The 23215-nt window shown below is 32.5% G+C and carries 24 protein-coding genes and 1 pseudogene; 17 read left to right on the top strand and 8 right to left on the bottom strand.

The window, feature by feature from the left end:
* The first annotated feature begins 4 nt into the window (after positions 1-4).
* The 3 genes from GFJ36_RS13330 to GFJ36_RS13340 are packed head-to-tail and all read left to right on the top strand — an operon-like array spanning position 5 to position 4326.
* A complete protein-coding gene (locus GFJ36_RS13330; protein WP_048546966.1) occupies positions 5-793 on the top strand; it encodes an enoyl-CoA hydratase in 789 nt (262 codons plus the stop codon).
* A 2-nt stretch (positions 794-795) separates the two neighbouring features.
* The gene (locus GFJ36_RS13335) at positions 796-2337 is read left to right on the top strand and encodes an acyl-CoA carboxylase subunit beta (RefSeq protein WP_087986144.1); all 1542 of its coding nucleotides are present in this window, start codon (positions 796-798) and stop codon (positions 2335-2337) included.
* Positions 2338-2385: 48 nt separating this feature from the next.
* Positions 2386-4326 carry an AMP-binding protein gene (locus GFJ36_RS13340; protein WP_097891002.1) on the top strand — a complete coding sequence of 647 codons (1941 nt, stop codon included), beginning with the start codon at positions 2386-2388 and terminating at the stop codon, positions 4324-4326.
* Positions 4327-4768: 442 nt separating this feature from the next.
* On the opposite strand, the gene GFJ36_RS13345 is transcribed toward GFJ36_RS13340, so the two are convergent.
* From GFJ36_RS13345 to GFJ36_RS13355, 3 genes are all read right to left on the bottom strand, one after another.
* On the bottom strand, positions 4769-4966 hold the full coding sequence (locus GFJ36_RS13345) for a hypothetical protein (RefSeq protein WP_097891004.1): 198 nt from the start codon (positions 4964-4966) through the stop codon (positions 4769-4771).
* 300 nt (positions 4967-5266) lie between these two features.
* Positions 5267-5740, bottom strand: a complete 474-nt coding sequence (locus GFJ36_RS30100) for an exosporium leader peptide-containing protein (RefSeq protein ID WP_087986142.1) — start codon at positions 5738-5740, stop codon at positions 5267-5269.
* Positions 5741-5937: 197 nt separating this feature from the next.
* Positions 5938-6306, bottom strand: a complete 369-nt coding sequence (locus GFJ36_RS13355) for an FtsB family cell division protein (RefSeq protein ID WP_048546974.1) — start codon at positions 6304-6306, stop codon at positions 5938-5940.
* Positions 6307-6635: 329 nt separating this feature from the next.
* Between GFJ36_RS13355 and GFJ36_RS29145 the strand changes: the two genes are divergently transcribed.
* Both GFJ36_RS29145 and GFJ36_RS13360 read left to right on the top strand, forming a co-directional pair.
* A complete protein-coding gene (locus GFJ36_RS29145; RefSeq protein ID WP_176523135.1) occupies positions 6636-6803 on the top strand; it encodes a hypothetical protein in 168 nt (55 codons plus the stop codon).
* 166 nt (positions 6804-6969) lie between these two features.
* The gene (locus tag GFJ36_RS13360) at positions 6970-7350 is read left to right on the top strand and encodes a hypothetical protein (protein WP_097891006.1); all 381 of its coding nucleotides are present in this window, start codon (positions 6970-6972) and stop codon (positions 7348-7350) included.
* A 107-nt stretch (positions 7351-7457) separates the two neighbouring features.
* On the opposite strand, the gene GFJ36_RS13365 is transcribed toward GFJ36_RS13360, so the two are convergent.
* Positions 7458-7793: a hypothetical protein gene (locus tag GFJ36_RS13365; protein WP_346265321.1), complete on the bottom strand. Its 336-nt coding sequence runs from the start codon at positions 7791-7793 to the stop codon at positions 7458-7460.
* Between the two features lie 556 nt (positions 7794-8349).
* On the opposite strand from GFJ36_RS13365, the gene GFJ36_RS13370 reads away from it, so the two are divergent.
* The 5 genes from GFJ36_RS13370 to GFJ36_RS13390 all read left to right on the top strand — a co-directional run bounded on the left by GFJ36_RS13370 (position 8350) and on the right by GFJ36_RS13390 (position 11157).
* Complete coding sequence (locus GFJ36_RS13370; RefSeq protein ID WP_000535579.1) at positions 8350-8706, top strand: hypothetical protein; 357 nt, start codon at positions 8350-8352, stop codon at positions 8704-8706.
* Between the two features lie 119 nt (positions 8707-8825).
* Positions 8826-9347: a GNAT family N-acetyltransferase gene (locus GFJ36_RS13375; protein ID WP_087986138.1), complete on the top strand. Its 522-nt coding sequence runs from the start codon at positions 8826-8828 to the stop codon at positions 9345-9347.
* A 51-nt stretch (positions 9348-9398) separates the two neighbouring features.
* The gene (locus GFJ36_RS13380) at positions 9399-9959 is read left to right on the top strand and encodes a nucleoside/nucleotide kinase family protein (protein WP_087986137.1); all 561 of its coding nucleotides are present in this window, start codon (positions 9399-9401) and stop codon (positions 9957-9959) included.
* A complete protein-coding gene (locus GFJ36_RS13385) occupies positions 9952-10692 on the top strand; it encodes an alpha/beta fold hydrolase (protein WP_087986136.1) in 741 nt (246 codons plus the stop codon). Before GFJ36_RS13380 ends, GFJ36_RS13385 begins: the two co-directional genes overlap by 8 nt.
* Positions 10693-10698: 6 nt before the next feature.
* On the top strand, positions 10699-11157 hold the full coding sequence (locus GFJ36_RS13390; protein WP_048546986.1) for a DinB family protein: 459 nt from the start codon (positions 10699-10701) through the stop codon (positions 11155-11157).
* 58 nt (positions 11158-11215) lie between these two features.
* Here the strand turns inward: GFJ36_RS13390 and GFJ36_RS13395 are convergent, their stop codons facing one another.
* The 3 genes from GFJ36_RS13395 to GFJ36_RS13405 form a co-directional block, all read right to left on the bottom strand.
* Complete coding sequence (locus GFJ36_RS13395; RefSeq protein ID WP_088063522.1) at positions 11216-12232, bottom strand: D-alanyl-D-alanine carboxypeptidase family protein; 1017 nt, start codon at positions 12230-12232, stop codon at positions 11216-11218.
* A 180-nt stretch (positions 12233-12412) separates the two neighbouring features.
* Positions 12413-13570 (bottom strand): sensor histidine kinase, encoded by a 1158-nt coding sequence (locus GFJ36_RS13400; RefSeq protein WP_097890895.1) that lies wholly within the window; start codon positions 13568-13570, stop codon positions 12413-12415.
* Complete coding sequence (locus GFJ36_RS13405; RefSeq protein WP_087986134.1) at positions 13560-14255, bottom strand: response regulator transcription factor; 696 nt, start codon at positions 14253-14255, stop codon at positions 13560-13562. Before GFJ36_RS13405 ends, GFJ36_RS13400 begins: the two co-directional genes overlap by 11 nt.
* A 192-nt stretch (positions 14256-14447) precedes the next feature.
* Between GFJ36_RS13405 and yqeK the strand changes: the two genes are divergently transcribed.
* The 7 genes and pseudogenes from yqeK to GFJ36_RS13440 all read left to right on the top strand — a co-directional run bounded on the left by yqeK (position 14448) and on the right by GFJ36_RS13440 (position 21161).
* The gene (yqeK, locus tag GFJ36_RS13410) at positions 14448-15056 is read left to right on the top strand and encodes a bis(5'-nucleosyl)-tetraphosphatase (symmetrical) YqeK (protein ID WP_098230255.1); all 609 of its coding nucleotides are present in this window, start codon (positions 14448-14450) and stop codon (positions 15054-15056) included.
* Positions 15057-15069: 13 nt separating this feature from the next.
* Positions 15070-15717, top strand: a pseudogene (locus GFJ36_RS13415) (DUF3885 domain-containing protein).
* Between the two features lie 26 nt (positions 15718-15743).
* Positions 15744-16481 carry a 5'-methylthioadenosine/S-adenosylhomocysteine nucleosidase gene (mtnN, locus tag GFJ36_RS13420; protein ID WP_141542850.1) on the top strand — a complete coding sequence of 246 codons (738 nt, stop codon included), beginning with the start codon at positions 15744-15746 and terminating at the stop codon, positions 16479-16481.
* A 15-nt stretch (positions 16482-16496) separates the two neighbouring features.
* Entirely contained in the window at positions 16497-17132 is a 636-nt protein-coding gene (locus GFJ36_RS13425; protein ID WP_087986131.1) for an SDR family oxidoreductase, read from the top strand.
* 89 nt (positions 17133-17221) lie between these two features.
* Positions 17222-18070, top strand: a complete 849-nt coding sequence (locus GFJ36_RS13430; protein WP_087986130.1) for a GNAT family N-acetyltransferase — start codon at positions 17222-17224, stop codon at positions 18068-18070.
* A gap of 108 nt (positions 18071-18178) precedes the next feature.
* Positions 18179-18553 carry a hypothetical protein gene (locus GFJ36_RS13435; RefSeq protein ID WP_087986129.1) on the top strand — a complete coding sequence of 125 codons (375 nt, stop codon included), beginning with the start codon at positions 18179-18181 and terminating at the stop codon, positions 18551-18553.
* Positions 18554-18761: 208 nt separating this feature from the next.
* Complete coding sequence (locus GFJ36_RS13440) at positions 18762-21161, top strand: M4 family metallopeptidase (RefSeq protein ID WP_157349651.1); 2400 nt, start codon at positions 18762-18764, stop codon at positions 21159-21161.
* 298 nt (positions 21162-21459) lie between these two features.
* On the opposite strand, the gene GFJ36_RS13445 is transcribed toward GFJ36_RS13440, so the two are convergent.
* Positions 21460-22686, bottom strand: a complete 1227-nt coding sequence (locus GFJ36_RS13445) for an AraC family transcriptional regulator (RefSeq protein WP_097890887.1) — start codon at positions 22684-22686, stop codon at positions 21460-21462.
* Positions 22687-23215: the final 529 nt, after the last annotated feature.

Raw genomic sequence — 23215 nt, forward strand, 5'->3', positions numbered from 1 at the left:
GAAGATGCTACAACTACAAAACATTTCAGTTAATTATGTAACACCTCACGTTGTAAAGATTTCGTTATATCGTGAAAGACAAGCAAACTCATTATCTTTAGCGTTATTAGAAGAGTTACAAAACATATTAACTCAAATAAGTGAAGAGTCCAATACTCGTGTAGTTATTTTAACAGGTGCTGGTGAAAAAGCGTTTTGTGCTGGTGCTGATTTAAAAGAACGTGCTGGTATGAATGAGGAACAAGTTCGCCATGCTGTTAGTATGATTCGCACTACTATGGAGATGGTTGAACAATTACCACAGCCAGTTATTGCTGCCATAAACGGAATCGCCCTTGGTGGCGGTACGGAATTAAGTTTAGCTTGTGATTTTAGAATTGCGGCTGAATCTGCAAGTCTTGGTCTTACTGAAACTACACTTGCAATTATACCAGGAGCAGGTGGTACGCAGCGTTTACCAAGATTAATTGGTGTTGGTAGAGCGAAAGAATTAATTTATACAGGCAGACGTATTTCAGCGCAAGAAGCAAAAGAATATGGTTTAGTAGAATTTGTTGTACCAGCTCATTTACTTGAAGAGAAAGCGATTGAAATAGCAGAGAAAATTGCTAGTAATGGTCCTATTGCTGTTCGATTAGCAAAAGAAGCAATTTCAAACGGTATTCAAGTTGATTTACATACCGGATTACAAATGGAAAAACAAGCGTATGAAGGTGTAATCCATACGAAAGATAGATTAGAAGGATTACAAGCATTCAAGGAAAAACGCACACCAATGTATAAGGGGGAGTAAATATGTTAGACCAAAAACAACAATCGATTACATTTGAAGAACGAGTTGAAGCGATTAAACAAGGCGGCGCACCAAAGTATCATGAACAAAACAAAGCAAAAGGAAAACTATTCGTTCGAGATCGCTTAGCTCTTTTATTTGATAATGGTGAATATGTAGAAGATGCATTATTTGCAAATTGTGAACAAACAGGATTACCTGCTGATGGTGTTATAACGGCAACGGGTAAAATACATGGTCGTACTGCATGCGTAATGGCAAATGATTCAACGGTAAAGGCTGGATCATGGGGCGCACGTACAGTTGAAAAGATTTTACGTATTCAAGAAACGGCAGAAAAATTACGTGTTCCGTTATTTTATTTAGTTGACTCTGCTGGAGCGCGTATTACAGATCAAGTAGAAATGTTCCCAGGGCGCCGCGGTGCAGGAAGAATCTTCTACAATCAAGTGAAATTATCAGGTAAAGTTCCTCAAGTATGCTTATTATTTGGACCTTCGGCAGCTGGTGGCGCATATATTCCAGCCTTTTGTGACATTGTTATGATGGTAGAAGGAAATGCATCTATGTACTTAGGTTCTCCTCGTATGGCGGAGATGGTTATCGGCGAGAAGGTAACTTTAGAGGAGATGGGTGGAGCTCGTATGCATTGCTCTGTATCAGGATGCGGAGATGTTTTATGTAAAACAGAAGAAGATGCGATTACACAAGCAAGACAATACATTTCATATTTTCCAAACAACTATTTAGAGAAGACTCCATTGGTTACACCTCAAGAACCGAAACAATTCGAAAAAACGTTAGAACAAATCATTCCAGAAAATCAAAATGCTCCTTTCAATATGAAAGATCTCATTAATAGAGTTATTGATGAAGGTTCTTTCTATGAAGTGAAAAAATTATTTGCTCAAGAACTAATTACAGGCCTGGCACGTATTGATGGTAAGCCAGTTGGTATTATTGCAAATCAACCGCGTATGAAAGGCGGCGTATTATTCCACGATTCAGCGGATAAAGCAGCGAAGTTTATTAATTTATGTGATGCATATCATATTCCATTGTTATTCCTTGCAGATGTACCTGGATTTATGATTGGTACAAAAGTAGAGCGTGCTGGTATTATTCGTCATGGTGCAAAGATGATTTCTGCAATGAGTGAAGCAACTGTACCGAAAATTTCTATCGTTGTTCGTAAAGCATACGGTGCTGGTTTATATGCAATGGCAGGTCCAGCCTTTGAACCAGATTGCTGCCTAGCATTACCGACAGCTTCTATTGCAGTAATGGGTCCAGAAGCGGCAGTCAATGCTGTATATGCAAATAAGATTGCAGCTTTACCAGAGGAAGAGCGTGATAGCTTCATTGCTGAAAAACGCGAAGAGTATAAGAAAGATATTGATATTTACCATTTGGCATCAGAGATGGTTATTGATGGTATTGTTCATCCAAACAATTTAAGAGAAGAGTTAAAAGGACGATTCGAAATGTATATGAGTAAATATCAAGTATTTACAGATCGTAAACATCCTGTTTATCCAGTTTAAGGCCCTATTTAGGGCTTTCTTGCTCAAAAAGTCAAGGAGGGGAAAACATTGAAACAAGCAGTTTGGTTTCCAACAGAAGAATATAAAGAAAAAACGCGTTTATATGGTTGGATGAAATCATTGGGCTATAAAGATTATGAAACGTTTTATAATAAATCTATTGAAGAAACAGCATGGTTTTGGGGAGAAGCTGAGAAAGCGGTTGGCTATCAATGGATGAAGCCTTATACAGAAGTGCTAGATTTAGAAAATGGTACACCGTTTGCACAGTGGTATAATGGTGGAACATGTAACGTTGTAGAATCAGTTTTATCACGCTGGCTTGCGGATGATGAAACAAGAATGCAACCAGCACTACAGTATGAGGGAGAAAATGAAACTTCAAAATCATTTACATATGAAGATCTTGACAACTGGGTAAGTCGCGTTGCAAGCGGTTTGAAACATGCGGGTATTGAAAAAGGTGACCGTGTAACAATTTATATGCCGATGATTCCAGAAACTGTTGTTGCAATGCTAGCTGTTATGAAAATCGGAGCAATTATTTCACCAATATTCTCAGGATTTGCGTCTGATGCAGTCATGACTCGTGTACAAGCGGCAGGATCAAAAATGATTATTACTGCAGATGGTTTTTCACGCCGAGGTAAAGTTGTTTCATTAAAAGACGAAGTAGATAAAGCTTGCGAACATTGTCCAACTGTTGAAAAAGTTGTTATTGTTCGTCATGCAGGAAATGATTTTACACCACATAATTATGATTTCCCATGGAGTGCGCTAGAAAAAGAAAAACCATTTACACATGCTGAAGAGATGAATAGTGATGATCCGTTAATGCTCATTTATACATCAGGTACAACTGGGAAACCGAAAGGAACAGTACATACACATGCTGGTTTCCCTTTGAAATCTGCATTTGATGCAGGATTTGGAATGAACATCAAACAAGGTGACCGCGTATTATGGGTAACTGATATGGGCTGGATGATGGGACCGTTTTTATTATTCGGCTCTCTCATTAATGGAGCAACGATGGTTATGTACGAAGGTGTTCCAGATTTCCCAGAAGCAGATCGTTTATGGGAGACCGTTGATAAATATGAAATTACACATCTCGGTATATCACCAACATTAATTCGTGCGTTAATGGCAAAGGGTGATGAGTATGTAAATAAACATTCGCTCAACAGTTTAGAAGTATTCGCATCAACAGGTGAACCTTGGAATCCAGATCCTTGGATGTGGCTATTTGAAACAGTCGGAAAAAATAATGTACCAATTTGTAACTATTCAGGCGGAACTGAAATTTCTGGTGGGATTTTCGGAAACGTCCTTATTAAACCAATTGCACCGATTAGTTTTAACGCATCTTTACCAGGAATGGCAGCGGTTGTGCTCGATGATCAAGGCAATCCAATTCGTGATGAAGTTGGAGAATTATGTTTAGAGAAACCTTGGGTTGGTATGACGAAAAGTTTTTGGGAAGACGATGAGCGTTATGTGAACACGTATTGGTCACGTTTTGAAAACAAATGGGTTCATGGTGATTGGGTGATTTATGATGGTGAGCAATATATTATTACAGGACGCTCAGATGATACGTTAAACATTGCTGGAAAACGTATTGGACCTGCAGAATATGAATCTATTCTTGTGAAGCATAATGATGTCATAGAAGCTGCCGCGATTGGTGTACCTGATGATGTAAAAGGTGAAGTTTGTCATTGTTTTGTAGTATTAAGGGACAATGTAACATTCACAGGAGAGTTAAAGAAAGAATTAATGAGTTTAGTAAACTCTCATATCGGAAAAGCATTGTGTCCAAAAGATATTCACGTTGTAGAAGATTTACCAAAAACACGTAATTCTAAAGTAATGCGACGCGTCATTAAAGCTGCTTACTTAGGAAAAGAATTAGGGGATTTATCATCACTTGTAAATCCTGAAGTAGTTCCGTTTATTCAGGGGTTACAGTCTAGCAAACTATAAAATTACGAATGAGCTCTATGTAAATAGAGCTCATTTTTAATGTTTACAAAAAGATAAGAGAGAAAAAGTAAATTTGAAGTTAAAAAATCTACTATTAGTGTTAAGTATATGTGTTTGTTTTTAGTTTTTATCAAAATAGGATACTATGGCTGTCTATTCAATGGAGTGATTGAATTTTGTTAAGAATGAAAATTTAGTGAAGAAAAAAGTAAGAAATAAAAGGAGAAATCCCTGGGGGACAGGGATTCAATAAGGGAGATATCATTGTCGTTCAATGTCGAAATTTGGCGTATTCGACAAATTAATATTATCACGAATTTTCAGGAGATTGTGATAGTGGATGTGTCAAAAATGTGTACGGGTTTCATATAAAAGTGTTAATTAAATAGGAAAAGGGAAAAGAATTAAGTTCACTCGTTCTTAAGGTTTTTCCCTTTTAAATTTACTGCTTGTTCGTTGTTCTATATACATCTGAAATTGGTAAATCGTCGCCATGTAAAGCTTGAGTACTGTCCTTTTTGTTTGAATCATGTGCCTCCTGAGATGTTTCTTGCATTTGCTCTTGGGCTTTACTAGGGGTATTCAGCGCATCCGATGACACATAATCAAGCTGTTGACTTAATAGACTTTTTTTATCCATGTTATGTAGCTCCTTTTTGAACTTAGATATAAAAACGAAGTGTTTTTAAATAGTTACGTGGGTATTATGTATCTTTGAATGGAATTATATACATAAACTATATTGAGAATTTAACTAATTATAAAAATCACTTGTGATGACAAGTTTAAGAAATATAAAGATCATTAGTTCTTAATAAAAGTTTTATTTTAGTAGGGTGTTTCGAAATTTCATTTGAAAGGAACATCCCAATGATAAGATGAGCACTGTAAATCAGTGCTCATCTTATCAGAAATTGCTTAGTACTTAAAGATAAAACCATTACGGACAATTCACAATGGTAATAGTGACGCTAGCCATTGTTCCAGGAGAATCAAGAAGTGAAGCAGTAACGGTTACTGTTCCAGGCCCATTAGCGGCTAGAAATACAGCGGTAAAGTTACCTGAAGCATTTGTAATGACAGCAAGAGGAACCATGAAAGCAAGAGAAGGATTACTAAATGAAAAACTGACCACTACTCCTGGAGTAGGACTACCGTTTACTAATACTTGACCCGAAAAAAATAAAGTATTATTTCCTTGAGTGGATACACATGTCGTGGTTTCGTTAGAAGTCAAAGTAATAGATGCAGGCCCAGCAGGAAGATTAAATCCAGTTGGTCCAGTTGGTCCGGTTGATCCCGTAGCTCCTGTAGAACCGGTGGGACCAGTAGGTAATTGAAAGGGTTGAACAGGTGGAAGTGTAGGTCCAATAGAACCCGGATTAAGTGCAGCAAAAGATAAAAACTTGTCCATTATTTATCGCCTCTAAAATCGTATTACTAATAGTAAATGAAATGATAGAGCAAAGTGAAATGGACAAGCGGTTGTATTTTAATAAATTAAACAAAATAGTTATTTGATAGAAAAAGAAATTAGTATGTTTATTTTAGAAATTAAATATAAAAAGGCGATTATCGTCAAATCGCCTTTTTGGGTAATGCAGTGTAATTTTATTCAGTTATTTGAAATATAGTTTCATTCGGTTTGGAAAATCCATACAGTTTCCTTGCGAATTTTAAAACTTCTTCTTCACTACCTGTTAAAACTTTAACATCATTTTTAAGGGTATGACCATCCTTCTTTAAAGAAGATAATTTTTGTTGCCCCGTATTAACCGTGATTTGTTTTTCTTTAATCATTTCTTGCTGGTTATTAAGAGAATATTGAAGGACAAAAATTATAGGTAATATAAAAGCTAAAGTAGTTATAATACGGCGTCTTGTTATTTTATTATTACCTTGTTTGGTGTTAGCGTTCACTTGCTGTGAGGGTATATTAGGATTTGATTGTTGTGATGATATTTTTGGGATGTTTCCCATTAAAATGCCTCCATTACTGATTGTAGAATTTAAACTGTTTAAAAGTATTATAAATGTTCAATGGGAATTTTAGAAGATAGTTTAATATAAGTGAGTTTTGTAAGGTTTAAACAAAATCCTTATTTAAATAAAAGGAACCCCGATTGTCTGCGGGGCTCCTAAGGGTAATCGTCAAGTAATGACGTACTCGACTAGTTAACGATATCATGAATTTTTTGGTAAATATACTGGTAAATGCGTCCAAATTAATGAGAGCATTATTTGAAACAAAAACGCTATTTTAATAGGGAGGGGAATAATGATGATTCCATGGGACAAGCGAGTATACATTGTATCAAGGTGATTATTTTATTACAGAGGGGACAATTTTAAAGGTTAGTGAAAAGGCGAATAAATCATTATATTGGCTTTGGTGCATGTTAGCTCCAAGCTATGAAAAAGTGTGCGGTAATAGTACAAAGCGACTTCGGTTGATTCGGATAGATGATGAAGAATGATATGAAAATTTCATTTTGTAGAGAAATGAGGTGATTAAGGATGGGCATAGAGTATGCCATGTTTGTATTAAAAAAGAGCAGAATTTAGCCTATATATAAAGATGTTGGAATTGTTCTAAAGGGGGAAATATCTGAAATATAAATAATTGAGGGGAGTGAACTAATAATGGAAACTAGTACTTTTTTAGGATTGTTTTGGGGATGGATAACGGTTATCGTATCGGGAATACTTTTCGTACGTCCATCGGTACTACGTGAATTGAAAAAATTAGTAGTTAAAGACAGAGGATTTGGTATTATGTATGGTTTTCTATCGATTTTCCTAGGGTTAGGTAGTGTAATTCTACATAATGTATGGGTATTCAACTGGCAGGGGTTCCTAACGGTTATTGCATGGCTTGCACTATTAAAGGGAATCTACATAATTGCATATCCTGAACCCTCCAAGAAAACAGACTTTGAATTAAGGGTACTATCTACACGTATAGCGCTCGCTATCATTGGCGCCTTGGCTTTATGGATGCTTATAGTAATCTATATAAAATAATCTTTTTCTAATAAGAACTATATTAAAATAAATCTCTATGTGTTAATATACAAAAAGCTGACTATACTTAGTCAGCTTTTTGTATATTACATTCTAGTATTTATCGGTCACAAAAGACATGTTCTCTCTTTTAAGTCGATATCGAAAATATTACCAATTTTTTCTTTTACAATGAAAACAAATAAAGAAACATTTACAACGACACTTATTTCGTTTAGAACTCCAATCATCATCACAATGATTCTTTTCTTTAGATTTCCACCAATCATCATTACAATGCTTTTCCTTAGAACTCCAATCATCATTACAATGCTTTTCCTTAGAACTCCAATCATCATCACAATGATTCTTTTCTTTAGATTTCCACCAGTCATCACAACAATGCTTTTTCTTAGAACTCCAGCAATCATTTTTCCAGGACATTCTTTTATACCTCCCTTCAATAGGATTCATACTATTCTATGTTTTAGTAAAAGAATGGCTTGTTTATTAACCTATTATTTTACCTTTATATGATAGAGTGCTTTCTACTAGCTATAGAATTCATACAAACTATGCTAATTTTCAAAAGGTAGTGGAGAGAACTGCTGGTTATGACATTAATCAACAAACACTTGTTGAAGAAAACATTCTGATTTTAAATAATATCTTATTTTGGAGTACGCTTTTCTTAATGCATATTTCACAACAGCAAAGGAAAAATATACTATATTAATGCAAACAAAGCCTATGTATATGGTATATGTGAAGTAATAGGAAAAGCTGGGGACTCTTAAAGGAGCTGACTTATAAGAGGTTGTCTAAACTTTAAATTCAGCAGAATTAAATCCAATTCCCCTCATTAAACAAGCTTCAAATTGTTAGAGGCCTGTTTTTATAGTTAATAAAGAAAAGAATGTCTTATACAATTGTTTGTTTTTTCCTTTCTATGTGTTTGTCTCTTACACTTTTAAGCTTGTGGACATACTTTACTAATAGAAAGGATTAGGGGGTGAGGTTTTGGGTTCTCGATTTAATAATTGTAGAAAAAAATGTACGTGTAAACATGATGATTGTTGGGATGTTTTTGAAGAGTGTAAAAAAGAACAGCATGAGAAATGTGACAGCTCTTGTGTACAAGGAATTAGAGACGAACTTAAAAAATTAATTAATAAAACAGTGCGAATTAACACTGAAGGACGTACTTATATAGGTACTGTTTCTTCTGTAACTTGCGATGTTGTTAAGCTGGCTGCTATTCCTGGTTCAGTTGCAGCAATTATATCTCTTTGTAAAATTGAAGCGATTTTACCACCTGCTACAACTGTTGCTGATGAGTTTGATTTTAACGGTGTTGACGTAGCAAATAAAGAGTAATTATGCTTTATTGATGCTAAGCCATTCTTATGAATGGCTTTTTATTTTGTTTAAAAGGGAATATATTTTTTCATATAGAAATAAATTTGAAGATGTATAAAAGGTTGTGTGAAAGGAGAATGAGAGTGATCAAGCTGAAACAATTTACAAGAACTGATTTCAAACAATTAATAAATTGGATTGATTGCGAAGAATTTTTAATACAGTGGTCAGGAAATTTATTTACATACCCTTTACATGAACAACAATTAGAAAAATATATTGAAAGCAAAAATACGCTTGCATTTAAAGTAATAGATGAAGAGACTAGAAAAGTAATTGGTCATATTTCACTTGGGCAAATTGACAATATAAATAAATCTGCAAGAATTGGAAAAGTGTTAGTTGGTGATACGAAAATGCGAGGGCGTTCTATAGGGAAACATATGATGAAAGCAGTATTACAAATTGCATTTGAAGAATTAAAACTACATAGAGTAACTCTAGGTGTTTATGATTTTAATACATCGGCCATCTCATGTTATGAAAAAATAGGATTTGTAAAAGAAGGTTTATTAAGAGAGTCAAAAAAAGTAGGAGAAACGTATTGGAATTTATGGGAAATGAGTATGTTAGAATATGAATGGAGCAATAAAAAATAATAGTTTTCTATAATTATATTATGTTAATTAAAAGGGGTATGGTGGGAAATTATGAATAAAAAAACGAAAATCATTACAGTTGCAGCTGTTTCAGGAGGAGGTAAAACTACTGTTACAGAAAGTTTAACTCACAAGTTAATGAATTCAAAAGCACTATATTTTGATAGCTATGACTTTGATAATTGTCCTGCTGATATTTGTAAATGGATTGATGATGGAGCAAATTATGATGAATGGGTACTTACACCATTAATTAAGGATATTCAGCATCTGTTACAAAATAGTTATCTAGATTATATTATTGTAGATTATCCTTTTGCATACCTAAATAGTGAAATGCGACAATTCATTGATGTAACCATATTTATCGACACACCTTTAGATATTGCGATGGCTAGAAGAATTTTGCGAGATTTTAAGGAAGATACAATGAGTGAAATACAAAATGATTTAAAACACTATATAACATATGCTAGAAAAGCTTATTTAGAGGCACTTCATACCGTAAAGCCAAATTCAGATATTGTTTTGGATGGATCTTTATCTGTCGATGAAATAATTAATCAAATTTTAGAGTCACTTAATCGGAGAGAAGTAATCGTCAATGGTTAAATGTATAGAGGAATATGTACAAGTTGATGATTTTAAAATGTATTCAAAAGTATTCCAAGGAAAGCAGTTGCAACCTGTTATTATAATGGAAGCAGGTTATGGAGATTATTCCAAGGCATGGGAGCATATTGCTGAAGGGCTGACTGAATTTGGGACGGTAATTACATATGATCGAGCTGGATTAGGAAAAAGTGGGAAGAGTTCCAAGCGACGTATTAGTTCTGAAATGGTAAAAGATTTAAGAAGTTGCTTAGAGCAATTACAATTGAAACCACCTTATATTTTTGTAGGACATTCTTTTGGTGGTATAAATGCACGTTTATTTACGGCTTTTTATCCCGAAGATATGTTGGGAATCGTCTTGTTGGATTCGACACCAGAAAATTATAAAGAAGATTTTTTACCAATCATGTCCCCAGAATTTCAAGAAGCTTACTATAAACAATTTGTATATGAAAGTTCTTATGAAGAGTTTATGTTTAGTCTAGGCGAAGCAGATAAACATTGTCAGTCAACTAGAAATATTCCACTTGTCGTGTTAGCTGCTGGTAAAAAAACTTTTTATTCGCAAGCTGCACAACTGAAGTGGTTACAGTTGCAAGAAGAATTATTACGATTATCAAGCAATAATAAATTTGTAATTGCAGAACAAAGCGGTCACTATATTCAAAAAGATGAGCCACATTATGTAATAGATGCGGTTAAGTGGATTGTTGAGGTAGGGGAGAGATAAATATATATGTACACGTTATTTCAATACAATTGGCAAGTAAGGGATGATTGGTTTAAGTGGTGTGAACAACTTTCAGAGGAAGAATTACTCCGCAAGCGTGTAGGTGGTGTTGGGAGTGTTTTAGAAACATTATTCCATATTGTCGATGTTGAGTACAGCTGGATTAGTGCGCTTCAAGGAAAAGAAGATAATGAACCGCAGTTTAAAGATTATCAATCCATCCAAAAAGTGAAAGCGTTATCTAATTTATATATACGAGAATTAGAAGATTTTTTACAGTTGTGGTCATCTAGCCTAGAATGTAAGATATTAAAAGCTTCGTGGACAGATAAAACATATACATACGGTGAAGTTTTAAGACATGTAATTGTGCATGAAATTCACCATATTGGTCAGCTATCTATATGGGCGAGAGAATTAAATCTTCAGCCTGTTTCAGCGAATTTAATTGGAAGAGGATTATAAATTTAGAAACCGGCTTGCACTGTAAATGCAAGCCGGTTTTTATATAAAAGAAGATTTCCTAGTTGAAATCCTCGGATTTTTTCTGACGTATATGTAAAAACATTAAAATTGTAATGATGAAGAAAATCAACAATGTTTGTATGATCAAATTTTTAAATTGAAGCAAAACTGTCCACGATGTAACAGCATCTTTAAAAGCTTGGAGTGCAGAGTACGAGGAAGGATCAAAACCGTACTGTAGTAACTTTTTTGTTTCAATAAAAGTACTATTTTCTTCATTGGAGTCTAATATTACGGAAATAAGTCTAGTATCTCCTCGTTTTGCTGTACTGACAAAACTATAATTACCATTAGTTGAAAAACTAGTTTGTAAGCCGTCAACACCTTGGAGTTTAATGTTTTTATTAAGAGAATAAATCATTTTATTTGTGTTGAAAACTTTTGAGTCTTTGAAGGTAAATTGGTAAGAGGTTAGTTTCGTAACATTCAATACATCTGGAAAGTCTTTTACTAATTGTGTCGCTAGTTTAGCTACGTCTATAGCTGTTGTAGTTGATTGTTTATTTGTATCGTTATTCATTCCAGTAGCATTTAGAAACGGGGATGGTTGTGATAACTTTAGTTGTTTTGCTTTCTCATTCATTAAAAGTGTAAAGTTATCTTCGTTTCCAGCAATGTGTTCTGCAATGGCAAGTGCGGAACGATTATTCCCTGTCAAAAACAATGCATGAAGTAAATCACGAACTGTCGTTTTATCTTTCGAAGTTACTTGTATAGGACTCGTTTCTGCTCGGAAAACTTCGTTACTTATTTTTACTAATTCATCTAACTGTATTTTTCCTTCATTCAGTTGTTCCAGTGTGATATACTCTGTCATTAATTTAGATAAAGTAGCTGATTGTATAGGAGTTTCTTCATTTTTTTTATAAACAACTTCACTTGAATTAGCATCTATTAAAATAGCTGATTTAGCTTGAATAATTGGACCATTTACATAGAGGTAAAAATATAAAACGATAAGTGCTGTAATAACGAAAGATAAGAATAAAATTGTGAACTTTTTCAAGAATTGCATAAGCGATCCTCCTACTATGACATCAATAATACTATTGTAAAAAGGAATGCTTAATTAGGAAGAAAGAAAAGGTAAAGAATTTCTAAAGAATTATAAAGGATTATTAAATTTGGATTTTAGTGGAAAATAAAAGGTCCAATTTCTTATATGGTAAGAAATTGGACCTAAAATTAAGTTGTATCAACATTTATATGGTTGTAGTTTTACAGTGAAAGTTGTTTTTTTATCATCACTATATACTTCAATTGTTCCTTTATGCAATTCCACAATACTTTTTGCAATTGCCAATCCGAGTCCAGATCCACCAGTGTTCGTAGAGCGAGATTTTTCAACACGATAAAAACGTTCAAAAATATGAGGTAAATCCGTACTAGGAATAGGTTGGCCGTAATTTGTTATATCTATAGTAATCATATTATTGCTTTCATAGGCAGCAAGGTCGATATATCCACCGTCGTTTCCATAAGCGATAGCATTTATAATAAGATTTTCAAAAACTCGTACTAATTTGTCTCCATCAGCTAATACCATGAGTTTTTGAGATGGGAAAGAAGGTCGACATTCTATATTAGCTTCTTGAACTTGTATGCGGAATTGAACAGTTAATTGCCCAAGTAGCTCTACAATATCAATGGGAACAGAATATAAACTTAACTCTTTATTTTGAACACGTGTATATTCAAACAAATCATTCATTAATGCGTTAAGACGGGTTACTTTATCGTAAATGACTTGTATATAATGGCGTAATTCCACTTCATCTCTATAATTATCATGGTGGATTAAATTTACGTATCCAACTATAGAGGTAAGAGGAGTACGTAAATCATGCGATACATTTGTAATAAGTTCACTTTTTGCTTGTTCCGCCTGTCTTTCTTCATCAATCGAAACTTTCAATTGTTCAACAATGTGATTAACCCCGCTTGCTAACTCTTCCAGATAATTATGATTTACGATAGAAACTTTATGATTGAAGTTTCCATTTGCAATATAACGAATCTCTTCTATCATTTTTTTAATACAAGTTTCATAATAAATCTTTTTTTCATGACGATAAAAAATGTATAGGTAGGATGAGAAAATAGAAAATAAAAACAAATAAGATACAATCATCATCCATAGAGATTCCTTTATTCCTTTATATTTTTCATATCCAAAAATTCTAATGAATTCTTTTCCGAGCTCGCTTAACGTAAGTGAACTTTCAATTACACTTGTAACAAGGCGATATATAATTAATTCAGTAATAGGAGTAAGTGTGATGGCTAACATAAACCAAAAAATTAACTTCCATTTTGGGATATCTTTTAATATATCAAATGCTTCATTTCTCAATTTTATAGCCTACTCCCCAAACAGTATGAATAAACTTCTCTCCATTCATTCCTGTTTCAAGTTTATCTCGTAAATTACTAATGTGAACCATTACAGTTTTATTTGAACCATAACCATCTTCGTTCCATACGCGTTCAAAAATTTCTTCGGAACTAAATACTCTTCCGGTATTACTCGCAAGTAAATATAAAATATCAAATTCAATAGATGTAAGTTTAATATATTCTCCATTTACTTTAACAGTATGATTATGTTTGTGTATTTCAGCAGAACGAATACGAATAATACCATCTTCATTTTTGGAGGAAGTGGCATTTTGGAAAGATGATCTTCGTAACAAAGCTTTCACTCTAGCTACTAATTCTAATGGATTGAATGGCTTAATCATATAATCATCTGCACCTGTCATAAGACCTAATATTTTATCCATATCTTCTGCTTTTGCACTCAGCATAAGAATAGGTACAGTATTATTCTCACGAACTTCCTGGCAAACTTCTAATCCATTGCGTTTTGGCATCATAATATCCAAAACCATAAGGTCAACATCATATGTAGAAATCATTTGCAATGCCTCATCGCCATCGTATGCTTTATAAATGTTATAGCCTTCATTTCGCAAATAAACAGCAAGTAACTCAACAATTTCTTTATCATCATCAATAATTAATATGTTTTTATTCATTATGTAGTTCCTTTCCTTACAAATCATTAACATTACTATAATATCAAACATTTATGTATTTTGTAGCAATGATTCACCATAAAATTTCATGTAACGTATAAAAAAGGGATTAAAACATTCATAACGAATACAAATAAAAAGGATATTTAAATACAGCGTTATATTGAAAGTTAGGAAGAAAGGTGACTTGAGATGTTATATAAGGATATATATTCATTTACTCCAACTGGAAAAATTGAAAATGATATAAAATCATTTCTATTAAAATACAATAAAGAACTTACTTATAAACATTCAATTCGGGTGGCAAAAGAAGCCCGTAAAATTGCGATTACGTATCATGTAAATGAAGAAAAGGCAGCGCTTGCAGGATATTTACATGATATTAGTGCAATCTTTCCAAATGAAGATCGGGTTGCAGTTGCTGAAGAATTTGGAATAGAGATATTACAAGAAGAACGAGAATTTCCAATGATTATTCATCAAAAGTTATCGAAAGTAATTGCAAAAGAGATATTTAAAGTGGATGATGAAGAAATCTTAAATGCAATTTGCTGCCATACTACACTACGTAAACTTGCAACGAAAATGGATTTAGTGTTATTTGTTGCTGATAAAATAGAATGGGATCAAAATGGAGCACCACCATATTTATTAGAAGTAAAAAAAGAATTAGAAAAATCTTTAGAACATGCTGCTTTTGCATATATTTCATATTTGTGGGATAGAAAAGACACGTTGAAAGTTATACATCCATGGCTAGATGATGCATATTGGCAGTTAAAAGAAATTGTAGAGTAGAAAGGAATTAAGAATGCAATTAAAAGAATATATGAATGAAACATTCCCTGGAGTTACATTAGTACCACATATATACTTTCAATGGGAAAATCATTTGCATTTTCATTTTGGGAAAGGGAAAGACCTATTTGTAGAAAGAACCGACGATGTAAATAGGGAATACTTCACTCAGCTTTATACATAAAATAAATACTTATTTGAAGATATATTTTCAAAAGAAGATGAAGTTTTTTTAGTAACAAATGTTTATCGATTTAAAAAGGAAAATGTGAAAAATCCGCAGAAAATTAATATATATAGACGTTTTATTCATAATAGAGATTTAAAGTATCATATAAGGCAAGAAACAATACCTTTTTTATTTGAAGAAGAAGAAGCTGACTTGTATTGTACTTATCAATTTTCATTAAAATGTTTTGCTTGTGATATAAAGTATACACCGCTTATTCAAGCTGCAAATCATGAAGATTTTCTAGGTCTTTATCCTCGTTTTGGACGCAAAAAAGAAATTTCTTATCCAGATGTATTTCTCATAAATGCAACAAAAGATATTATCATGTTTATTTACGATGATAGAGGATGTGAAGTAATTGCGAAGAATAAAGAAACAATACGAAATTTATATGAGAAATATAAAAAGTGGATTCCAGATTATGAATGAGAAAGTATAGATAAAGTATTTACATGATAACAATAGGGGAAGTGAAGCATGTAATGAAACGTATTGCAATCGTATCCGCATGGGAACCAGAACTTACGTATTTGCATCAATATTATCCAAGTGAACGTATTGAAAAACGAGCAGCTTGGGAATTTCATTTTCATTATATTAATAATATGGAAGTTATCTCCGTAATAACTGGAGTTGGGAAAGTAAGTTGTGCTAGTTGTGTGCAATTATTAATTAGTGAGTTTCAGCCAGATCAGTTGTTTATGACAGGAATATGCGGAAGTCTATCAAATAAGGTGAAAAATGGACATATTGTAGTAGCCCTTAATGCAATACAACACGACGTTACTGCTGCTGGTTCAGGGGAAGATATTTTTAATTTATATAATGGTAGGACAGCACCTATTGAAACAACAAAGTCACTTGTAAGAAGAATAAAAAAGATACGATCTTATGATCCGATTCATTATGGTACATTTTTATCTGGAGATCAACGTATCCGTAGTTCAGAAATGAGATATTTACTCCATACTGTATATGGAGCATTAGCGGTTGATCAAGAAGTGGCAGCTTTTGCTTATGTGTGTCAAATCAATAACAAACCTTTTCTTAGTTTAAAAGCTGCATCAGATCAAGCAAATGATAAAACGAAAGAGGAACAAAAAATCTTTAAAATGTTAGCGTGTGAACGAGCGTGCGAGCATTTAATTGCTTTTTTACGTGTACATGAGATTAATGTAGTAAATAATAGATAGTAAGAGGGGTTAATATTGGAAAGTACAAATAAAATAGCTATTCTGGGTGCAAACGGAAACGCAGGGAAATTCCTTGTAAACGAAGCGTTAGAAAAGGGATATCAAGTAAAAATATTAACAAGAAATTCTAATAATATCAAAATAACAAATGAAAATTTAGAGATTATTAATGGAGATGCACGTGATTTTGTTTCAATACGCAAATTACTTAAAGGGTGTCGAGCTGTAATTAATGCGGTAGGTCAACCAAAAAATGAATCTTATATTTTTAGCACAGTAACGAAGCATATTTTAGAAGCAATGAAAGAATTTGAAATAAAAAGATATATACTAATTTCTGGAGGTTCTTTAGATGTTACAGGAGATCAAAAGGGAATTGTAAATAAAATAGGAGCTACCTTGTTTAAAGTATTTTTATCAAAGATGATGCAAGATAAATATAAAGAATTGCAAACTATTCAAGGTAGTGATGTAGATTGGACAATTGTTAGATTACCATTTGTTATGGAAGGGAAGAGCATTGGAAATATAAAAGAGAGTTTAGTAGATATGCCAGGAATCAAAATTCAAAATAGTGATATTGCACCATTTGTTATAAAACAAATTAACAGTGAGAGATATGTAGGGAAGTGCCCGTTTATTTCAAGTTAAATGTTAAAGAATGACGGGTAGAGTGAAACTAGTACATTTTACGTATTTGAATGCTAAGTTTAACACGAGTAAGTGGGGGAGAATTTTATATGATTCAATACAAAAGATGCAGTGAAGTAAGTATAGATTTAGTGTATGAAGCTTTTAAAGATGGATTTTCAGATTACATTATCAAAATGGAAGTTTCAAAAGAAGATTTTATAAAAAGGTTTTTGGGACCAGAAGGGAATTCACTAAAACATTCCTTTCTTGCTTTAGACGGTAACAAATCTGTTGGTGTAATACTTGGCGGGATAAAGGATTATGAAAACATAAAAACAATGCGTTGTGGAACATTAGCGGTTCATCCTAATTACCGCGGTATTGGTGTGAGTCAAAAATTATTTGAACTGCATAAGGAAGAGGCGCTTCAAAATGAGTGTAAGCAACTTTTTCTTGAAGTCATTGTAGGCAATGACCGAGCGATTCATTTTTATACGAAATTAGGCTATGAAAAAGTGTACGATCTATCTTATTATAATTTAAAAGATATGACTAAAATAATAAATAAAGATTGTAAGGGAATTGAAGTAAAACAATTAGAATTTCCAGCTTTTAAAGTTGAAATTCAGAAATGGTTACACTTCCATATAAATTGGCAAAATGATATAGATTATATAGGAAAAACAAACAATACATTTTATGGTGCATATGTCGATAATGATTTAAAAGGTTCTATATGTATGAATGAACAAGGTAAAATTAGTTTTCTTTTCGTAGACAAAGACTATAGAAATCGTGGTATTGGATCAAAATTATTACAAGTAGCAACAGAAAACTTAAATGTATCAAGTTTATCAATTGGGTTTCCAAACAACAATTTACTGGAAGGGTTTTTAAAGAAAACTGGATTTGAAAAGAATTCATTAGCACAATATGAAATGTATGTATTATTATAAAAAGCGAAAGGAGTCATTCTTTCGCTTTTTATTTTTGTGCTATATTGATATTTTACTTTGTATAATATTCTTTTTTTATGTAGAATAGATAGGATGGGAGGGGATGAAATGAATAATGGATTAAAGTTTAAGATTTTTGAATTGCATTGTTTCGTTCAAAAGACTTATTCTGATATTAAAATAGCATGTGATATTGCTATTTATCAAGAAAACACTTCTAAATATTTAATTTCATTAGGATTTCTAAATAAATCATATATGACTTATTTAGAAGCAAAAAGATTTTATCGTGAAAATGAAGAACTTATAAGTGTAGAATTTGATAATTTCTTTCATACATATGATAAATTAGAACAAGAATTAAAAAAAGTTATTTCAACTGAAGATAAGAATCCTTCATTGCTACATAGCAGATTTGATCAGTTTCAGCAAAAAGTTGAAAATATAAATGACCTAATAAAAGTATTGCAAAACGCTCGTTAAAGAATACTTTTTCTTTTTCATATAGAAAGTATGCATTAAAAACATATTAGGGATATGACATATTGAAGAGGTGACTTTTGTTGATGACAGAAGTCATCTTTTTATAATACGGTTTTGCGTAATGTGATGTACTTTTTATTTTTTCTATTTTTGATAGGAATACATTTAAGCAGTTTCATATTTTAGGAAATTATACGAGGAAAATAAAATGAAGAATAAAAAAGAAATAGCTATAGTTGTATTAACAACAGGATTAGTTTTAACAAGTGTAGCACCATACGGAGTAGTTTATGCAGAAGAAACGGGTCAAATGCAAGTTGATATTCAAGAGGGTTCGTTCCGTACAGGTGAACTTACACAACCATCACAAAAGACGCCAGAGAATGTAGTGAAAGATGCGCTTAAGGAAAAAACCGAGCATGCTTTGTCTCCAAAACAAGTTAGTGGGGACAAAGGGGTAGATTACAACGTTGTTCAAAAACGTGCTTCTTATGATGGGACTACACTTGTACGTATGCAACAAATATATGAAGGTAAAGAAGTATATGGACACCAATTGACTGCTCATGTAGATAAAAAGGGTATTATTAAAAGTATTTCAGGAGAAAGTGCACAAAATTTAACACAAGAAGATTTAAAGAATGCTAGTAATTTATCAAAAGAAGAAGCAAAACAATATATTTATACGAAGTACGGGAACGATATTAAATTTATTTCTGAGCCAGAAGTTAAGGAAGTTATTTTTGTTAATGAAAATCATGGACAGGCTACCAATGCATATCAAGTTACATTTGCCGCTGCAACACCAAACTATGTATCTGGAACTTATTTAGTGAATGCTCATAATGGTGATATGTTGAAAAATATGGTGCAAGAGTCAGATTTAAAAGTAAGTGAAGAGCATGTTGAAGCTATTAAGGAGAGTAAAAAAAGCAATTTTAAATCATTAACCGGAACTGGAAAAGATGATTTAGGAATAACTCGTACATTCGGTATTTCTGAACAAAGTAATGGGAAATATGCGCTTGCAGATTACACAAGAGGGCAAGGAATTGAGACATATGATGTGAATTATAGAGATATTAGTTTTGAAGAAAAATATTATCCTGGTATATTAGCAACTAGCACATCAACAACATTTAATGATCCAAAGGCGGTAAGTGCCCATTTCTTAGCAACAAAGGTATATGATTTTTATAAAGATAAATATAAGCGTAATAGTTTTGATAATAAGGGGAACAAAGTAGTATCAGTTGTACATGCATGGGATTCTGGAGAAACAGATGATCCTAAAAATTGGAGTAATGCATTTAGTGCTAATGTTAACAATGTTAGTATGCTTATATATGGTGATTCAATGGTTAGAGCGTTTGACATAGCGGGCCATGAATTTACGCATGCGGTTACATCTAGCGAATCTAATCTTGAATTTTTCGGAGAATCTGGAGCAATTAACGAGGCGTTATCTGATATTATGGGAACGGCTATTGAGAAATATATAAATAATGGAGAATTTAATTGGACAATAGGAGAACAAAGCGGCTCAGTTCTACGTAATATGAAAAATCCATCTTCAATCAATTTTTTTGATGGAGTACCGTATCCAGATGATTATAGCAAATACAGTAATTTAAACGGAGAAGATAATGAGGGCGTTCATTTCAACTCAAGTATTATTAATAAAGTCGCGTATTTAATTGCACAAGGTGGCACTCATAACGGTGTAACTGTAAATGGTATTGGTGAAGATAAGATGTTTGATATTTTCTATTATGCAAATACAGATGAATTGAACATGACATCTAATTTCACTGAATTAAGATTAGCGTGTCTTAAAGTTGCAACAAATAAATATGGAGCGAACTCAATTGAGGTTGAAGCGGTCCAAAACGCTTTTGATGCAGCAAAAATTAAAGGGACAGTGAAAGAAAACGAAAAAACTGCAGAAAACCAAGTCCCTGAATTAACTGTACCGCTTACAATTACACTGCGTGTTGGTGATACGTTTGACCCGATGAGTAATGTAAAAGCTGTTGATAAAGAAGAGGGTGATTTAACAAATCGAGTAGAACATAAAGGTGATGTAGATACTTCTAAACCTGGAAAATACATTGTGGAATACTCTGTCGTTGATTCTCAAGAAGGGAATGCAACGGCAACACAGACGGTAATTGTGGAGGGAAATGGAGAAATATTTGATCTTAATCCTACATTAGCAGTGCCTGCTGTAGCGACAATTAGTATAGGAGATTCATTTGATCCAATGGTAGGTGTATCAGCTACTGATAAAGAAGACGGTGATCTTACTTCTAAAGTAGCATATGAAGGTATTGGAGATATCACTAAAGCTGGTACTTTTGAAATAATATATAGTGTCACAGATTCTGTAGGTAATGAGGTACATACAATACAAAAAGTATTGGTGAAGGATAAAGATACTAGAAAAGCTAAAGGTGTTGCTAATAACAGTAATACCGATAAAAAAGAATCTACATATAAAGAGCTTCCCAACACAGGTGCCAGTACAACTAACAGTGCAACAATGGGCATATGGATGATTGTTGTCGGTACAGTACTCACTTTGGTTCGCAAATTTAGACAGATATAAAAATTCATCTAATAATTATTTCTCACACAATAATTATTAGATGAATTTTTTACTTAATAAGATTTTAGTATTTAAGTAGTGTATTTTGCATCTATAAAAATTTGTGCTTGGGCGCTATTTTGCCTACAGACCTACATTACATATAAAGCACGTTACTATTCTCATTCAAATAAAAGAATAGTAACGTGTTTTTTTGATTTAAAAATAGCCTAGATTTAAAAGGTCATGGATGTGGAAGTAATTCTAATCTGCCATTGATAAGTTACTAAAAACACTTTGTTTTAATGAAAGTTTAACTCTATATGACAACATGAGATTTTCGGTATTTACCAGGTGTTTCGTTAGTGAATTTTTTAAAAATTTTAGTAAAATAGCTTTGATCACTAAAGTTGAGCGAAGCACATATGTCTGATAAGGGATAGGTTGTGAAAGTTAATAATTTTTTTGCTTCTTCAATTCGTTCACGTTGAATGTACTCAATTAATGAAATACCGACTTCTTTTTTGAATAATATAGATAAATAATCTGAATTTACGTTTGCAAATTTAGCAAGTTGTTTAACTGATATTTGATTGTAAATATTTTTAAAAATATAGTTTTTGCAAATAGCGATAGTCTTTGAGTATTTCTTTACTTTTTGTGCTTTTACACGGTCTGCAAAAGTACAGAAAACATTTCTTAATAAATCCCAAACAGATTCTGTGTCTTTTAAATCCTCTGTCTTTTGGATGTGTAGATCGTAAATCTTGTAAGCAATCCCGGAAGGAAGTCCTCCTTTTATAGCATATCTAGTAGCAAGTGTGATGGATGAAATACAAATGTTTTTATGACGTCTTAATTGATGGAATGAAGATAAGGATGAAAGAGTCTCTTGTTGGAATTCGTAATAATATTTGAGTACGCTTTCTTTATCCCCGTTTTCTATAGCTCCAAGTAGTTGGTTCTCTATATACAAATTATGACAGATAGATTCGTTTTTTTGCATTGAAATATATACATCCTCGTTTAAGTTATTGCTATGATTTACATGAAATGAGTCACTGTTATTTGAAAAGGTACGTACATCTGATTTTTTTTTGTAGAGAATGTTATAGAACAATATTGCTATATTTACAAAGAAATTTTGATCTTTGACTGACAATGAAAAATAATAATCTCTTGTTCGTTTATAATTCGAAATAAAATTAAGGTTACTATCCGTTTTACTTGTAGAAAAATTTACATGTGTCAAGGGCCCAATAATAACAGTACCGTTCACCATATAATGACTCTTTATGTGAATTAAAATGAAGTGCCCTAAATATTGGTGAGATCTGAAGATGGGCGAATTATTTGAATCATTTTTTTTAAAAAGCACATGTAACTGTTCTATTTTTGATTTATAGAACGAATGTGATTCATCTTTTGATGTAAATTCTAAAAGAATATTTTTATTACAATCTAAAAAACAAACTGGAATTTCAAAAGATTGGAAAAAGATATTACAAATGTACTCTATCTCAACTAGACTGAGCTTTTTATTCATATTATTCCTCCTTACAGTTGTGTGTAATAGTTGAATGTTTATATATTCCTTTTTTTCATAAGTAGAAACGGAAAAACTTTATCTATAAAAATTATAAACTTCTAAGAATAATACCATAATTTAACATGATTAGCACATATTATTTGAATATACAGGTAATAGTTTTAGGGAGTAACGTAAAATATGAATTGTCACACTTATTCGTTGATCATTGTTTATATGTATCAAAAATGATTAAGATTGGATTTTAAATAGGGATAGGAAGGGAGAGATTAATGAATTGAAGTTAAGTAATTAATGAAAATTTGCGATAGAAGTTAATATGTAACGATTTTTGAAGTAGAGATATAAGTGCAATTCAGGGGGAAAACTACATATATCATACGGAGAGACAACGTAATAATAGAAAATAAGAAGAGTGAATAAGTGATTGTAAACAATGGATTGTTGGACGACTATGTTTTAGGTTACTCGTTTAAATCTGGTACTTGGCACACTATTACTTTTAAGAGGGTAATAGTAATAAAGA

Origin of the sequence: Bacillus sp. EE-W1 (assembly GCF_009760835.1) — a bacterium.
Classification (GTDB): Bacteria; Bacillota; Bacilli; order Bacillales; family Bacillaceae_G; genus Bacillus_A; species Bacillus_A wiedmannii.

What these genes read in the sequence shown, in the direction of transcription:
- GFJ36_RS13330 (WP_048546966.1), top strand. Translation starts at nt 5, where the DNA reads ATGCTACAACTACAAAACATTTCAGTTAATTATGTAACACCTCACGTT.
- GFJ36_RS13335 (WP_087986144.1), top strand. Translation starts at nt 796, where the DNA reads ATGTTAGACCAAAAACAACAATCGATTACATTTGAAGAACGAGTTGAA.
- GFJ36_RS13345 (WP_097891004.1), bottom strand. Translation starts at nt 4,966, where the DNA reads ATGGATAAAAAAAGTCTATTAAGTCAACAGCTTGATTATGTGTCATCG.
- GFJ36_RS30100 (WP_087986142.1), bottom strand. Translation starts at nt 5,740, where the DNA reads ATGGACAAGTTTTTATCTTTTGCTGCACTTAATCCGGGTTCTATTGGA.
- GFJ36_RS13355 (WP_048546974.1), bottom strand. Translation starts at nt 6,306, where the DNA reads ATGGGAAACATCCCAAAAATATCATCACAACAATCAAATCCTAATATA.
- GFJ36_RS13360 (WP_097891006.1), top strand. Translation starts at nt 6,970, where the DNA reads ATGGAAACTAGTACTTTTTTAGGATTGTTTTGGGGATGGATAACGGTT.
- GFJ36_RS13375 (WP_087986138.1), top strand. Translation starts at nt 8,826, where the DNA reads ATGAGAGTGATCAAGCTGAAACAATTTACAAGAACTGATTTCAAACAA.
- GFJ36_RS13380 (WP_087986137.1), top strand. Translation starts at nt 9,399, where the DNA reads ATGAATAAAAAAACGAAAATCATTACAGTTGCAGCTGTTTCAGGAGGA.
- GFJ36_RS13385 (WP_087986136.1), top strand. Translation starts at nt 9,952, where the DNA reads ATGGTTAAATGTATAGAGGAATATGTACAAGTTGATGATTTTAAAATG.
- GFJ36_RS13390 (WP_048546986.1), top strand. Translation starts at nt 10,699, where the DNA reads ATGTACACGTTATTTCAATACAATTGGCAAGTAAGGGATGATTGGTTT.
- GFJ36_RS13395 (WP_088063522.1), bottom strand. Translation starts at nt 12,232, where the DNA reads ATGCAATTCTTGAAAAAGTTCACAATTTTATTCTTATCTTTCGTTATT.
- GFJ36_RS13405 (WP_087986134.1), bottom strand. Translation starts at nt 14,255, where the DNA reads ATGAATAAAAACATATTAATTATTGATGATGATAAAGAAATTGTTGAG.
- yqeK (WP_098230255.1), top strand. Translation starts at nt 14,448, where the DNA reads ATGTTATATAAGGATATATATTCATTTACTCCAACTGGAAAAATTGAA.
- GFJ36_RS13430 (WP_087986130.1), top strand. Translation starts at nt 17,222, where the DNA reads ATGATTCAATACAAAAGATGCAGTGAAGTAAGTATAGATTTAGTGTAT.
- GFJ36_RS13435 (WP_087986129.1), top strand. Translation starts at nt 18,179, where the DNA reads ATGAATAATGGATTAAAGTTTAAGATTTTTGAATTGCATTGTTTCGTT.
- GFJ36_RS13440 (WP_157349651.1), top strand. Translation starts at nt 18,762, where the DNA reads ATGAAGAATAAAAAAGAAATAGCTATAGTTGTATTAACAACAGGATTA.
- GFJ36_RS13445 (WP_097890887.1), bottom strand. Translation starts at nt 22,686, where the DNA reads ATGAATAAAAAGCTCAGTCTAGTTGAGATAGAGTACATTTGTAATATC.